The following is a 13,168-nucleotide window of genomic DNA, read 5'->3' as shown; positions in this document are numbered from 1 at the left end:
GTTTTTGGCAAGCAGCCCAGTTCAACCGGCCCTACAGTCAAGGAAGACACACCCATGTTCGGGCAGAGCGCCACGCACATGGCGTTTTGCCGTTCTGGAACGGGTGGATACCCGGGGGATTCCTATGCTCAATGCCGATACCATGCTGAATGCTGCTACCTGGCAGCAGGATCTCGATAGTCTGTTCTCGCGTATCAGCGAACATTACGTCGTGGACGAAGAGACCTTCGTCAAGGAGCTAGTCAGCGTACTCAGCGCCAATCCCGAGGATTTCCGGCGCATTGCCAGCAAGACCGCCGAACTAGTGCGCGAAGTCCGCGAGATGGATACCGCCGTCGATACGATCGATCAGTTGTTGCAGCAGTACAGCCTCGACACCCACGAAGGGCTGATGCTGATGTGCCTGGCCGAAGCCATGCTGCGCATTCCCGATACGGCCACGGCCGACGCGCTGATCGAAGACAAGCTCGGTCCCGCCGACTGGAAGGCCCATGTCGGGCAGAGCGACTCCTGGCTGGTCAACGCCTCCACCTGGGGGTTGCTGATGACCGGCCACGTGGTCACCCTCGACAAGCCGCGCGACGGTAAGCCTTCGGGCTTCATCAACCGCCTGGTCAATCGCATGGGTGAGCCGGTGATCCGCCGCGCCATGTACGAGGCGATGAAAATCATGGGTAAGCAGTTCGTGCTCGGCCGCGACATCGACGAGGCGCTGAAGCGCTCCCGTCCGCTGTTCGACAAGGGCTATACCTACTCCTACGACATGCTGGGCGAAGCAGCACGCACGCGGGCCGACGCCAAGCGCTACTTCGACGACTATGCCAAGGCCATCCAGCAGGTCGGGCTGACCAGCACCAAACTCACCGAACGAACCCCGGCGCCTTCGGTATCGATCAAGCTCTCGGCGCTGCACCCGCGCTACGAGTTCGGCCGTCGCGAGCAAATCCTACGCGAACTGGTGGGCAGCGTAAGCGAATTGGTGACCATGGCCCGCGAGCGTAACGTGGCGCTGACCATCGACGCCGAGGAAGTGGATCGCCTGGAGCTATCGCTGGAAGTGTTCCGTGCCGTCTACGAGAGCGACGCCTGCAAGGACTGGGGACACTTCGGCCTGGTGGTGCAGGCCTATTCCAAGCGTGCCCTGCCGGTGCTGCACTACCTCAATCGTCTGGCCGAGCGTCAAGGCGACGAGATCCCCGTGCGCCTGGTCAAGGGCGCCTACTGGGACAGCGAGATCAAGGAGTCCCAGCAGCTAGGCGTCGAGGGCTATCCGGTCTATACCCGCAAGGCCTGCACCGACGTAGCCTACCTGGTCTGCGCGCGTTTCCTGCTCTCCGACCAGACCCGCGGTCGCATTTTCCCCCAGTTCGCGACGCATAACGCCCACACCATCAGCACCATCCTCGAGATGGCCGACGAGGCGACCCGGCCGTTCGAGTTCCAGCGCCTGCACGGCATGGGCGAGGCGCTCTACGACGCGGCCCTCAAGCGCGCCCCCAAGGGTACCTATTGCCGTATCTACGCGCCGGTGGGAGCGCACAAGGATCTACTGCCCTACCTGGTGCGCCGGCTGCTCGAGAACGGTGCCAACTCCTCGTTCGTGCACCAACTGGTCGACCCCAAGGTGCCGGTGGAGACCCTGTGCGTGCACCCGGTGGAGACGCTGAGCCAGTATCGCACCTTCTCCAACCCACGGATTCCGCTGCCGAAGGACATCTACGGCGCAAAACGACACAACTCGAGGGGAGTCAACCTCAACGTGCGCAGCCATTACGAACCGCTGATGAAGGCCATGTCGGGCTTCATGGAACGCAGCTATGACGTCGCCCCCCTGCTGGCCTTCGATGTACAACGCAACCCGGCCAACGTGCACGAGGTATTCAGCCCCTATGACCGCCGTCAGCGGGTCGGCAGCGTGCAGTGGACCACCCGCGACCAGGCCGCCCGCGCGGTGGATGCCGCCTGGGCCGCATTCCCGCGCTGGGAAGCCACGCCGGTAGCCGAGCGCGCCGCCATCATTCGCCGCCTGGGCGATCTGATGGAAGAGAATCTGGCCGAGCTGATGACGCTGTGCTCCCGCGAGGGCGGCAAGCTGCTCACCGACGGCGTCGACGAGATCCGCGAGGCGGTGGACTTCTGCCGTTATTACGCCATGCGCGCCGAAGAGCAGTTCGGTGAGCCCCTCGAGCTGCCCGGCCCCACCGGCGAATCGAACCGCCTGATGCTGGGCGGCAAGGGCGTGTTCGCCGCCATCAGCCCGTGGAACTTCCCGGTCGCGATCTTCTGCGGTCAGGTGGTAGCAGCTGCCGTGGCCGGCAACAGCGTGCTGGCCAAGCCCGCCGAGCAAACCTCTATCGTGGCTCACCGTGTCATCGAGCTGCTGCACGAGGCCGGCATGCCCCGCGACGTGGTGCAGTTGCTGCCGGGCGACGGCCCCACCGTGGGCAGCGTCCTCACCTCCGACCCGCGCATCACCGGGGTGGTCTTCACCGGCGGCACCGACACCGCGCAGATCATCAACCGCGCTCTGGCCGCTCGCGAGAACGCCCCGCTGCCGGCACTGGTCGCCGAAACCGGCGGCATGAATGCACTGATCGTCGACTCCACCGCCCTGCCGGAGCAGGTCGTGGCCGACGTGATCCAATCGGCTTACCAGAGTGCCGGCCAGCGCTGCAGCGCGCTGCGCGTGCTCTACCTTCAGGAAGACGTGGCCGACCGGGTCATCGAGATCCTGCGCGGCGCCATGGACGAGTTGCACGTCGGCGATCCCCGTGACCTGGGCACCGACGTGGGCCCGGTGATCGACGAGGATGCACGCAAGAACCTGCTGGCGCATATCGAGAAGCTCAAGGGCGAGGGGCGCCTGTTGGCCGAGACCCGCCTGGATCCGGCCCACACCGCGCATGGCACCTTCGTGCCGCCGGTGGCCTTCAGCATCGACGCCATCGACGCCCTCGAGCGGGAACAGTTCGGCCCGGTACTGCATGTGGTGCGCTACAAGGCCAGCGAGATCGAAAAAGTGCTCGACTCGATCAATGCCAGGGGCTACGGGCTGACCTTCGGCGTACATAGCCGCAATGAATCCTTTGCACAGCTCGTTGCGCAGAAGATTCGCGTTGGCAATGTGTACATCAACCGGAATATCATCGGCGCCGTCGTGGGTGTGCAGCCGTTCGGTGGGCAAGGTCTTTCCGGTACCGGCCCCAAGGCGGGCGGACCGCACTATCTGCTGCGTTTCGCCACGGAGAAGACCGTGACCGTCAATACCGCCGCGCTGGGCGGTAACGCGTCACTGCTTGCGCTGGGAGACGAGTAACCGCGCTCGTCATTGACCACAACAACATTTGAAGGAACCCCTCATGGTTCAGAATAACATGGCTATCGGTTTCACCTTCGTGGTGTACCTCTTGTTGATGCTTGGCATCGGTATCGTCGCCTACAAGCGTACGACCAACCTTTCCGACTACATCCTTGGCGGGCGCTCGTTGGGGCCCTGGACTTCGGCGATCTCCGCCGGAGCCTCGGACATGTCGGGCTGGTTGCTGCTCGGCCTGCCCGGCGCCGCCTATGTCAGCGGCATCTCCGCCAGTTGGATCGCCGTGGGCCTGCTGATCGGCACCTGGCTCAACTGGCTGATCGTGGCGCGCCGCCTGCGCCTCTACAGCTTCAAGGTCAGCGATGCCCTGACGCTGCCCGAATACTTCGCCAACCGCTTCCGCGACAAGTCGCAGCTGCTACGGGTGATCTCGGCGATCTTCATTCTGCTGTTCTTCCTCTTCTACACCAGCTCCGGCCTGGTCGCCGGCGGACGGCTGTTCGAGACGGTGTTCGGCTACGATTACACGCTGGCCGTCACCATCGGCACCGTAGCGGTGATCTCCTACACCTTCTTCGGCGGCTTCCTGGCGGTCTCCTGGACCGACCTGATCCAGGGGCTGATGATGGCGGCAGCTCTGGCCATCGTGCCGATCATCGCCTTCGGCGACCTGGGCGGCACCACAGGCGCCGCTGCGGCGCTGGCGGCGGAGAGCGAGTACATGCTGGCCTGGTTCCGCGACGCTTCCACCGGTGAGACGCTGACCTTCATCGGTATCGTCAGCTCGCTTGCCTGGGGCCTGGGCTATTTCGGTCAGCCGCACATCCTGGCGCGCTTTGCCGCCATTCGCAGCGACCGTGACATACCCGCCGCTCGCCGCATAGCGGTGACCTGGACCGCCATCGCCCTGATCAGCTCTGTGGCCGTGGGCCTGCTGGGTGTCGGCTTCGTTCAACGCGACCTGGCCGATGGCGAAACCGTGTTCATGGTAATGGTCAATCTGATCTTCCATCCGGTGATCGCCGGTATCCTGCTCGCCGCCATCCTGGCCGCGATCATGTCCACCGCCGACTCGCAGCTGCTGGTTTCTTCCTCGGCGCTGACCGACGACTTCTACAAGGCGATCTTCCGCAAGGATGCCAGCCAGACCGAGCTGGTCTGGGTCGGCCGCTTCGCCGTCATCGCCATCGCCATCGTCGCTTACCTGCTGGCGCTCAACCCCGATGCCACCGTGCTCGACCTGGTCGCCTACGCCTGGGCCGGCTTCGGCGCCGCCTTCGGCCCGGCACTGATCATGTCGCTCTACTGGCGCCGCATGAACAAGTGGGGTGCCCTGGCCGGCATCGTGACCGGCGGCGTGACCGTGGTGGTCTGGGCCGAACTGTCCGGCGGCATCTTCGACCTTTACGAGATCGTGCCGGGCGTGATCCTGGCCTACATCGCCATCGTGGTGGCGAGCCTGGCCACGGAAGAGCCCGACCTGCGTGTCACAGCCGACTTCGACACCTTCGACGAAGCGTAATCGACAGGCAGTAGCTCACCGCAGACGAAAGCCGCCCTCGGGCGGCTTTCTCGTCCTTGCTCAAGCAACCCCTCATACCAGCCACAGGGCGCGAACGACCACCAGCAAGGTGAAGGCGGCCAGCGCCGCCAGGCTGATCGGCGGGCTGGTGGCCTGGCGCTGCCAGTAGCGCCGCAACTCAAGCCCCAGCGGTTGCATGAATGCCGCTCCCAAGGCCCATACGCCCAGCGCAATGGCGGGCAGCCTCAGCGCCATGGGCAGTCCGCTGATGAGCTCGGGCTGCACGAGCAACCACAGCGCAAGCGCCGCAGCCAACAGCATCGCGCCGAGATTGAGCCAGATGGGGGGGTTCTGTACCTCGACTCGCATCGTCTGCCTCCTGCTTTTCCTATTCAAGGCTTAGCTGCAAGTGCTCTGTCTCGCCATGATGCAGCACAGCAATAATTGTACAGCTCGCCTACCTTCGCCAGCATATGCGCGCTCGTAAAATTAGAGAGCCTTGGCATTACGACAATCAATCAAGCCAATCAGTGCCATAACAAATTTAAACAAGACTTTTAGAAACAGTGTTCGTATAGTTGGAGGCGTTCAACACTGCCGGGGCTCCGGCTCGAGTGAAAACTGGAGGACGCTGTTATGAAACCGATTCGCCTGATTCCCGTAGTAGCTCTCGCTGCCGGCTGCACCTTCGCCAGTCAGGCAGCCCTGGCCTACAGCGCCGGCGACGCCTTCGTGCGTGGCGGCGTCGCTCAGTCGGACGTTCGCTCAGACAATGGAGAAGTGCTGGGGCAGGATGTAGATATCAGCACGGCACGGGGCTTCACCTTCGGCGCCGGCTACCTGTTCACCGACAACATCGGTATCGAGCTGAACAGCTCCGAGAAGTTCGAGCATGACGTTGCCCTGGGTGGCGCCGACCTCGGCACCATCGACCGCATGCCGGTCAACCTGCTGGTCAACTATTACCCGCTGGGCGGCTTCGACTCCCGCGTGCAGCCCTACGTGGGTGCGGGCCTCAACTACACTCGCTTCTCCGGCGAGCCCGAGGGCATCGATGCCCGTCGCTCCTACGGCGCCGTAGGCCAGGTGGGGATCGATCTGGCCATCACCGACAACTTCATGCTCAACGGCTTTGCCAATTATGCCGACGTCGATGCGCGCCTCTCCTCCGAGGGGGAAGCTATCGGCACCGCTAAAGTGGACCCGATGACCATCGGTGGCGGCGTGACCTTCCGCTTCTGAGCGAACAAGACACCACGTCTCCCTATACGCCGGGCCATGAGCCCGGCGTTTTCATTGGCGCATCGGGCGCATAATGAATATATTGAACACCTCTTTAATTTCAGATGGAACTATTGCCCTGGATCAAGAATTGCCTCGCAGCCGCTGAGTAGACTCCTTTCATCATATGGCAGCTTCACAACTGCCCCTTTGAAACGACAGGAGTCGACCCATGCGCAATCACACCCTTTCCACGCTCGTCACTGCCGGCCTTGCCGCCACCGCCCTGCTGGCCAGCAGCCAGGCGCTCGCCTACAACCAGGGCGATTTCATCACCCGCGTGGGCGTTGCCCATGTCGACCCCAAGAGCAACAACGGCAGCCTGGCGGACGGCACCATCGACGTCGACGTTCGCAGCGACACCAACCTGGGTTTCACGCTGGGTTACCTGTTCCACGACAACTTCGGCGTCGAGCTGCTGGCGGCGCTGCCGTTCAAGCATGACATTCGGCTGAATGGTGAGGATCTTGCTTCCACCAAGCATCTGCCGCCGACCCTGACCGTGCAGTACTACCCCCTGGGCGGTACCGGCGCGCAGCTCCAGCCCTATGCCGGTATCGGCCTCAACTACACGCATTTCTTCAGTGAGAAGAGCGAGCTCGGCAATCTGGAACTCGACAGCTCCTGGGGTCTGGCAGGCCAGTTGGGTCTCGACGTGCGCCTGGATGACAACTGGGGCCTCAATGCTGCGGCCTGGTACATTGACATCGATACCGACGTCAGCCTGGACGGCAACGACCTCGGCAAGGTCAGCGTCGACCCCTGGGTCTTCATGGCCGGCATCAGCTACCGTTTCTGAGCAGTACGCTGACGCAACAGGGTCCGCCGACTGGCGGACCCTGTTGCGTTCAGCTCAATTCTCCGTGACCAACCGGTCGATCTCTTCCACTGCCTTGCACAGCAGCAGGCGGTCGTTGGCGCGCGCTCCCTGCTGCGCCAGGTAAGTCTCCAGCACCGGCGCCACATCGCACTTCTCCGGCATCGGCGCTTCCGCTTCGATCAGTGCATCGAGCCTGGCGATGAACACGAAGCGCAGCCACTGCGGCAGGTCCATGGTGTCGATGCAAAAGGGTTGCTGGCTCTCGTACGCGGCGGGCGTAGGAGCACTCATGCGCCACATGTTGGTGGCTTTCATCGTGGCTTCGAGGCGGCGCAAGGCCACATCGAGCTCATCGTGGACCGTCATGTCGAAATACCTGAAACGAATGTGCCTTCATTATATCCCGCCAGCCCCACCTGCTGGCCAGGACCGCCAGCGGACTGTTCACAGATTCGCTGCAAGAGGCTGTGGATAAGCTTTGGAAAGGAAGCTGCGTAGCAGAGAAACCGGGGTGCTGCCAGGCGTGGTCATAAATTGATCAACGCCTTGCCGTCTGCTCGGAGAGTGGCTGACAACCCCCCGGCCGTCACGGTAGAGTGCACGCTCAAAAGGGAGCCGATATGCAGCCGATTCATTCGCTTCACGATTTTTTCCTCCGCACCGGGGCCGATGTGCATCTCTACCACATGGGGCGCCGGGTCGAACCGTGCTCCATGGCAACCCTGGCAGGCCTGGAGGACGATGGAGCCGCTTGGCCGCTACCCTGGCAGGGTCAGGCGCGCCTGGGCATCGTCTTTCGTCTGGGTGACCTAACCGATCCGCTGATCTGGTTTCTGGCACTGCCGCTGGACGAGCAGGGGCAACTGGTAGCGGCACCGCGGGATGCCTTCCTGCAGCGCCTGCTGGTCACTCTGGGGCGCAACGTGGAGCGCGCCGGTCGCGAGCCCGAACATCAGGGACAAATCGACAATCTGATGCACGACAACCCGCTGGCCTTCACGCCATCGCTGCCCTTTCAGGCCATGCTGCATGCACGTGCCACCTACGATCTCGACAAGCCGGCGAGCCCCCATCTGGAGCCGGTGGAAGCCTATCTCAGCGGCCAACAGCCGGTAGACTGGCAGTTTCTCGGTTTGCAGGGGCTGGCCGATTTCGTCGTCCGCCTCGACAGCGAATCGACCCAGGCGTTGATCGATTCGCTGCCGCAGCTGCCCAATGAGGTGCTGGTGACACTGTGCTATTGCCTCGAGCACATGGCCATTGCCGATGGGCTCGCCACCGCGCTGCGACACCGGGGCGAGCAGGCAGCCCAAGCCGGCGATCTGGAAACCCTGTGCGCCTGCGTACGCGCCGTGGGTGGCGCCAGCCCGGCACTGGCCGGCGCCTGGTACGATGCCCTGCTGGACGACCCGGTCGCCTGCGGCCCCGACCTGCTGGCCGCCATTGCCGCGCGGGGCTGGAACCACCTGGAACACGGCGAGCGGCTGCCACGTTTCCTCGAGCGACTGGCGCAGCAGCCAGGCACCGACTTCGCCTCTGCCGCACGCGACCTGGCGCTGATTCCCCGTCTGCGCCTGCCCGTGCTGATGGTGCTGCGCGAATCGCAGCGGGAAACCCCCATCGGCCAGCGTTTGGCCGAGCTGGGCCATTGAGTATGGATAGCGGGACATAATGTCATGAAGGAACTGCCCTATACTCCGAAGGCCGTCATCGGCCGCCTCGAGATGGCTAGCCTGCCGACCATCGGCATAACCGTTTGCGCCAAGATCGATACCGGCGCCTATACCTCGGCGCTGCATGCGGAAGATATCGAAATCTTCGAGGAAGAGGGTCATCTCTGGGTCAGCTTCACGACGCGCAGCGGCGGGCTGGAGTCGCCACCGCACCAGCACCGCACCCATCTGCACGACCGCCGTCGGGTGACGAGTTCCAACGGTCACAAGGAGTGGCGCTACGTGATTCGCACACTGATGCAGCTTGGCGAACTCGAAATGATGGTGGAACTGACCCTGACCGATCGCAGTGACATGCGCTACCCCATGCTGCTGGGCCGACGCGCCCTGCGCCGACTGCTGGTGGCGCCCGGCGTCACCTTCCTGCACGGCGAACCCTGACCCACTCGGCCATACGTCCGGAGCCCAAGATGCACATCGCGCTGCTGTCACGCAATCGCAACCTCTACTCCACGCGACGCCTGGTGGAGGCCGCCGAACAGCGCGGCCACAAAGTGCGGGTCATCGATACCCTGCGCTGCTACATGAGTATTGCCGCCCATCACCCCTCGATTCACTACAAGGGTGAAGAGATCGAGCGCTTCGATGCGGTCATTCCCCGCATCGGGGCCTCGGTGACCTTCTACGGCTGCGCCGTGCTGCGCCAGTTCGAGATGATGGGCACCTACGTGCTCAACGACTCGGTCGCCATCACCCGCTCGCGGGACAAGCTGCGCTCGCTGCAGTTGCTGTCGCGCAAGGGCCTGGGCCTGCCGATCACCGGCTTTGCCCACTCCCCGGACGACATTCCCGATCTGATCACCATGGTCAAGGGCGCACCACTGGTCATCAAGCTGCTGGAGGGCACCCAAGGCATCGGCGTGGTGCTGGCCGAGACCAACCAGGCCGCCGAATCGGTGATCCAGGCCTTCATGGGCATGAAGGCCAACATCATGGTGCAGGAGTACATCAAGGAGGCCCGTGGCGCCGACATTCGCTGCTTCGTGATCGGCGACAAGGTGGTCGCCTCGATGAAACGGCAGGCGGCCGAAGGCGAGTTTCGCTCCAACCTGCATCGCGGCGGTACGGCCAGCCTGATTCGCATCACGCCGGAGGAGCGCTCCACGGCCATTCGTGCAGCCAGGGCGATGGGGCTGCGGGTCGCCGGCGTCGATCTGCTGCGCGCCAATCATGGACCGGTGATCATGGAGGTCAATTCCTCACCGGGGCTGCAGGGAATCGAGACGGCTACCGGCAAGGACATCGCCGGGCTGATCATCGAGCACATCGAGAAGAATGCCAGCGCCTCGCGCAAGGCACCGCCCAAGCCCAAAGGGTAATTGCGAGAAAAGCGCCTGTTTTTGTAGAAAGGCTACTTATTTCACCTGCGGGGGTAGCAAAACAGTGTTTCCCCCGCCACAATCTGCGTCACCGGAGGAGGTGACCGCTCATGTTTCTCGACAATCGCCAGGTGGCGATGGACAGCGTATTGGAAGCGCTGGCTGACAGCATCGACTATTTCCAGGACAATCTCGAGCGCCTGCGCCCTTCCCTGCGTGAAACGCTCAAGCCGCACTACGAGGCACGCGCCAAGGCTCTGCAGAAGCTCCGTGAGCTGGCCAGACGGCACCTCAAGCTGCTCCCGCGCGATGCCGACGTCGAGCGCGACGACTACATGTGGCTGTGGAGCCGCCTGAAGAGCTTCGTCGGCAACGAGAGTCAGGTCGTCATCGGCGAACTGCTCGAGCAGGAGCGCGTGCTGATGCAGGCTCTGGCCACGCTTTACACCCACCCCCTGCCGAATCCGCTCGAGCCGGTCGTGGAGCAATGCTGGAAAGAGTGCCGGGCGCTGATCCGCGAACTCTACCGACTGCAGAAAGAGCGCCGGCGCTGAACTGAGAAGCCGCTACTCGAAGTCCAGATCGGGCTCGATATCCAGCAGTTGCCGCCAGGTCGGCGGCACGATCTGCAGCGGCTCCAGCGGCCCCAGGAAGTAAGGCTCACGCCCCCATACGTACAGGTCGCCCACGGTGGCGGCCCGCGCCATCCACTCCCTCGCCTGCAATCGCCAGAGCCCTGCCACCGGGCGCGACGGCGCGCTGCAGCCGCGCACTTCGAGCCCCAGTGCGTCGGCAATGAACAGCGCCCGGGGCAGATGCCACGACTGGGTGACGAGCAGCGCCTGCTCGACGCCGAACACGTCCCGCGCCCGCGCCAGCGTATCGAAGGTGCTGAACCCCGCGTAATCGAGGGTCATGTCCTCGTCACGCACGTACTGTCGGCGCAGGTCGCGCCACATGCTGATCGGTTCGTTGTACTGGCGGGTACGGTTGTCGCCGGAGAGCAGCAGATGCTCGACCCGCCCCAGCCGCAGCAGGCGGGAAGCGGCATTCATGCGCGCCTCGAAATGCGGGTTGCGCACGCCGCTGCGGGTCCAGCTCGAGGTGCCGAAGACGATGCCGACACGCTCCGGGCCGCACAGCGGCAGCTCATGCTCGATACGCGAGTGGGTCTTGCCCAGCACCCAGAGGTTGGCAGAGACGAACAGCAACGCTGCCAGCAGCAGCACGGCGCCGAGCGTCATCAGAAGGAACTTGAAGGTTTTCCACAGCAGCGCCTGCATTCACCGTCACCGGTCGAGGAGATGGACGGCCCTCAGCGATAGCGAGGGCCAGCCGCTAGAACATGCCGAGTTCCAGCTTGGCCTCATCGCTCATCATCTCACGGCTCCAGGGCGGATCGAAGACGATTTCCGTATGCACCCGGCTGATTTGCGGGGCACCGAGGATCTTGTTGCGCGCATCGGCGGCAATCACGTCGCCCATGCCGCAGCCGGGCGCGGTCAGGGTCATGCGGATGGTGACGATGCGCTCGCCGCTGATCAGCCGTTCGATGCGACAGCCGTAGACCAGCCCCAGGTCGACGATATTGACCGGGATCTCGGGGTCGAAGCAGGTCCGCAGCTGGTCCCAGACGAACTGCTCGATCTCCTCGTCGCCGGCATCCTCGGGCAGGGTCGGGCGCGGCAGCGGCTCAAGGCCCAGGGCATCGAGGTTGCTGCCCTCGATCAGGTAGAGCCTGCCCTCGAACCCGACGCTGACCGAGCTGCCCTTGGCCTGCATGACCGTGACCTCGGTATCCTCGGGCAGCGAGATGGTCTTGCCGAAGGGGATCGAAATGACATCCACGTCGCGCTGCAGCGGCAGCTTCTGCCCCTTCTGCAGGCTCGCTATCTGCTCGATGCTGGTCATGCTCAGCGCACCATTCCGATCACACGTTCCAGGGCCTCGCCGAAGGCGTCGACCTCTTCCAGCGTATTGTAGGCGGCAAACGAAGCCCGACAGGTCGCCGTCACGCCGAAGTGCGCCAGCAATGGCTGGGCGCAGTGGTTGCCGGTACGGATCGCCACCCCGAGCTGATCGATCAGCAAGGCGATGTCTTGGGAGTGCGCGCCGTCGACGACGAAGGAGAGTACGCCGGCCTTGTTCGGCGCGGTGCCGAGAATGCGCAGCCCGTCGATGCGCGACACTGCCGCCGTGGCCCGCTCCAGCAGTCTTGCCTCCCAGGCGCCGATGGCATCGAGCCCCACACCGCGCACCCACTCCAGCGCCACGCCCAGGGCGATCACCTCGGCGATGGCCGGCGTGCCCGCCTCGAACTTATGCGGCACGTCGGCGAAGGTGGTCGGGACCTCGAAGGAGACGCTCTTGATCATCTCGCCGCCGCCCTGCCACGGCGGCATCGCCTCGAGCAGCGCCGCCTTGCCGTAGAGCGCGCCGGCCCCCGTGGGCCCGTAGACCTTGTGCCCGGAGAAGGCGTAGAAATCGGCGTCGATGGCGCGCACGTCCACTGTCTGGTGCGGCGTGGCCTGGGCGCCGTCGACAAGGATCAGGGCGCCGTGCTCATGGGCGATGGCCGCCATCTCACCCACCGGATTGACGGTGCCGAAGGCGTTGGAGACGTGATTGACCGCCACCAGCCGGGTGCGCTCAGTGAAGAGCGCACGGTAGGCATCGAGCTCGAGCACGCCGCGCTCGTCCACCGGGATCACCTTGACCACGATACCGAGCTGGCTAGCCAGCAGCTGCCACGGCACGATATTGGAGTGGTGCTCCAGCAGCGACACCAGCACCTCGTCGCCCGCCTTGAGGTTGGTCCGGCCCCAGCTGTTGGCCACCAGGTTGATCGCTTCGGTGGTGCCGCGGGTGAAGATGATCTCGCGGCGGTCGGCGGCATTCAGAAAGCTGCGCACCGTCTCGCGGGTGGCTTCATAGGCCGCCGTCGCCTCGTCGGCCAGGGTATGCAGGCCACGATGAATGTTGGCGTTGTAGCGGCTGTAGTAGTCGCGAAACGTATCGATCACCGCCAGCGGCGTCTGGCTGGTGGCGGCATTGTCGAAGTAGATCAGCGGCCGGCCATGCACCTGCCGCTCGAGGATCGGGAACTGGGCGCGAATCCCGGCCACGTCGAGGGCCGGAGTGTCGAGCTCATGCTCGGTGGCCAGGTGATTCATCGCT

At 64.0% G+C, this 13,168-nt stretch carries 13 protein-coding genes; 8 read left to right on the top strand and 5 right to left on the bottom strand.

What is annotated here, in order from left to right; translation table 11 throughout:
- Nucleotides 1-124: 124 nt before the first annotated feature.
- Nucleotides 125-3,316: a bifunctional proline dehydrogenase/L-glutamate gamma-semialdehyde dehydrogenase PutA gene (gene putA / locus HOP58_RS18375; protein ID WP_010627739.1), complete on the top strand. Its 3,192-nt coding sequence runs from the start codon at nucleotides 125-127 to the stop codon at nucleotides 3,314-3,316.
- Nucleotides 3,317-3,359: 43 nt separating this feature from the next.
- Nucleotides 3,360-4,838 carry a sodium/proline symporter PutP gene (putP, locus tag HOP58_RS18370; RefSeq protein WP_010627738.1) on the top strand — a complete coding sequence of 493 codons (1,479 nt, stop codon included), beginning with the start codon at nucleotides 3,360-3,362 and terminating at the stop codon, nucleotides 4,836-4,838.
- Nucleotides 4,839-4,910: 72 nt separating this feature from the next.
- Here putP and HOP58_RS18365 read toward each other — a convergent pair whose 3' ends face one another.
- On the bottom strand, nucleotides 4,911-5,207 hold the full coding sequence (locus tag HOP58_RS18365) for a hypothetical protein (RefSeq protein WP_234261133.1): 297 nt from the start codon (nucleotides 5,205-5,207) through the stop codon (nucleotides 4,911-4,913).
- Nucleotides 5,208-5,474: 267 nt separating this feature from the next.
- On the opposite strand from HOP58_RS18365, the gene HOP58_RS18360 reads away from it, so the two are divergent.
- Both HOP58_RS18360 and HOP58_RS18355 read left to right on the top strand, forming a co-directional pair.
- Complete coding sequence (locus HOP58_RS18360) at nucleotides 5,475-6,080, top strand: OmpW family outer membrane protein (protein WP_234261132.1); 606 nt, start codon at nucleotides 5,475-5,477, stop codon at nucleotides 6,078-6,080.
- Nucleotides 6,081-6,291: 211 nt separating this feature from the next.
- Nucleotides 6,292-6,918, top strand: a complete 627-nt coding sequence (locus HOP58_RS18355) for an OmpW family outer membrane protein (RefSeq protein WP_234261131.1) — start codon at nucleotides 6,292-6,294, stop codon at nucleotides 6,916-6,918.
- A gap of 54 nt (nucleotides 6,919-6,972) precedes the next feature.
- On the opposite strand, the gene HOP58_RS18350 is transcribed toward HOP58_RS18355, so the two are convergent.
- On the bottom strand, nucleotides 6,973-7,305 hold the full coding sequence (locus tag HOP58_RS18350; RefSeq protein ID WP_234261130.1) for a YqcC family protein: 333 nt from the start codon (nucleotides 7,303-7,305) through the stop codon (nucleotides 6,973-6,975).
- A gap of 254 nt (nucleotides 7,306-7,559) precedes the next feature.
- On the opposite strand from HOP58_RS18350, the gene HOP58_RS18345 reads away from it, so the two are divergent.
- From HOP58_RS18345 to HOP58_RS18330, 4 genes are all read left to right on the top strand, one after another.
- On the top strand, nucleotides 7,560-8,591 hold the full coding sequence (locus HOP58_RS18345) for a DUF3549 family protein (RefSeq protein WP_234261129.1): 1,032 nt from the start codon (nucleotides 7,560-7,562) through the stop codon (nucleotides 8,589-8,591).
- 24 nt (nucleotides 8,592-8,615) lie between these two features.
- Nucleotides 8,616-9,053, top strand: coding sequence for a RimK/LysX family protein (locus tag HOP58_RS18340; protein ID WP_234261128.1), 438 nt, complete (start codon nucleotides 8,616-8,618; stop codon nucleotides 9,051-9,053).
- A gap of 29 nt (nucleotides 9,054-9,082) precedes the next feature.
- Nucleotides 9,083-9,991, top strand: a complete 909-nt coding sequence (gene rimK, locus HOP58_RS18335) for a 30S ribosomal protein S6--L-glutamate ligase (protein WP_010627731.1) — start codon at nucleotides 9,083-9,085, stop codon at nucleotides 9,989-9,991.
- 110 nt (nucleotides 9,992-10,101) lie between these two features.
- The gene (locus tag HOP58_RS18330; protein WP_010627730.1) at nucleotides 10,102-10,545 is read left to right on the top strand and encodes a hypothetical protein; all 444 of its coding nucleotides are present in this window, start codon (nucleotides 10,102-10,104) and stop codon (nucleotides 10,543-10,545) included.
- Between the two features lie 12 nt (nucleotides 10,546-10,557).
- On the opposite strand, the gene HOP58_RS18325 is transcribed toward HOP58_RS18330, so the two are convergent.
- The 3 genes from HOP58_RS18325 to HOP58_RS18315 are packed head-to-tail and all read right to left on the bottom strand — an operon-like array spanning nucleotide 10,558 to nucleotide 13,164.
- The gene (locus HOP58_RS18325; RefSeq protein ID WP_234261127.1) at nucleotides 10,558-11,274 is read right to left on the bottom strand and encodes an ElyC/SanA/YdcF family protein; all 717 of its coding nucleotides are present in this window, start codon (nucleotides 11,272-11,274) and stop codon (nucleotides 10,558-10,560) included.
- 55 nt (nucleotides 11,275-11,329) lie between these two features.
- The gene (sufT, locus tag HOP58_RS18320; RefSeq protein WP_234261126.1) at nucleotides 11,330-11,902 is read right to left on the bottom strand and encodes a putative Fe-S cluster assembly protein SufT; all 573 of its coding nucleotides are present in this window, start codon (nucleotides 11,900-11,902) and stop codon (nucleotides 11,330-11,332) included.
- Nucleotides 11,903-11,904: 2 nt separating this feature from the next.
- The gene (locus HOP58_RS18315; protein ID WP_234261125.1) at nucleotides 11,905-13,164 is read right to left on the bottom strand and encodes a cysteine desulfurase; all 1,260 of its coding nucleotides are present in this window, start codon (nucleotides 13,162-13,164) and stop codon (nucleotides 11,905-11,907) included.
- Nucleotides 13,165-13,168 lie beyond the last annotated feature (4 nt).

Source organism: Halomonas sp. MCCC 1A11062, assembly GCF_021404355.1.
GTDB classification, from domain to species: domain Bacteria; phylum Pseudomonadota; class Gammaproteobacteria; order Pseudomonadales; family Halomonadaceae; genus Halomonas; species Halomonas aerodenitrificans.
Note: the sequence above shows the minus strand (reverse complement) of the source record. Positions and strands in the feature narration are given on the sequence as shown.

Excerpts from the sequence above, each read along its gene's own strand:
- HOP58_RS18355 (WP_234261131.1), top strand. The coding sequence starts at position 6,292 with ATGCGCAATCACACCCTTTCCACGCTCGTCACTGCCGGCCTTGCCGCC.
- HOP58_RS18330 (WP_010627730.1), top strand. The coding sequence starts at position 10,102 with ATGTTTCTCGACAATCGCCAGGTGGCGATGGACAGCGTATTGGAAGCG.
- sufT (WP_234261126.1), bottom strand. The coding sequence starts at position 11,902 with ATGACCAGCATCGAGCAGATAGCGAGCCTGCAGAAGGGGCAGAAGCTG.
- HOP58_RS18360 (WP_234261132.1), top strand. The coding sequence starts at position 5,475 with ATGAAACCGATTCGCCTGATTCCCGTAGTAGCTCTCGCTGCCGGCTGC.
- rimK (WP_010627731.1), top strand. The coding sequence starts at position 9,083 with ATGCACATCGCGCTGCTGTCACGCAATCGCAACCTCTACTCCACGCGA.
- HOP58_RS18325 (WP_234261127.1), bottom strand. The coding sequence starts at position 11,274 with ATGCAGGCGCTGCTGTGGAAAACCTTCAAGTTCCTTCTGATGACGCTC.
- HOP58_RS18340 (WP_234261128.1), top strand. The coding sequence starts at position 8,616 with ATGAAGGAACTGCCCTATACTCCGAAGGCCGTCATCGGCCGCCTCGAG.
- HOP58_RS18345 (WP_234261129.1), top strand. The coding sequence starts at position 7,560 with ATGCAGCCGATTCATTCGCTTCACGATTTTTTCCTCCGCACCGGGGCC.
- putP (WP_010627738.1), top strand. The coding sequence starts at position 3,360 with ATGGTTCAGAATAACATGGCTATCGGTTTCACCTTCGTGGTGTACCTC.
- HOP58_RS18315 (WP_234261125.1), bottom strand. The coding sequence starts at position 13,164 with ATGAATCACCTGGCCACCGAGCATGAGCTCGACACTCCGGCCCTCGAC.
- HOP58_RS18365 (WP_234261133.1), bottom strand. The coding sequence starts at position 5,207 with ATGCGAGTCGAGGTACAGAACCCCCCCATCTGGCTCAATCTCGGCGCG.
- putA (WP_010627739.1), top strand. The coding sequence starts at position 125 with ATGCTCAATGCCGATACCATGCTGAATGCTGCTACCTGGCAGCAGGAT.
- HOP58_RS18350 (WP_234261130.1), bottom strand. The coding sequence starts at position 7,305 with ATGACGGTCCACGATGAGCTCGATGTGGCCTTGCGCCGCCTCGAAGCC.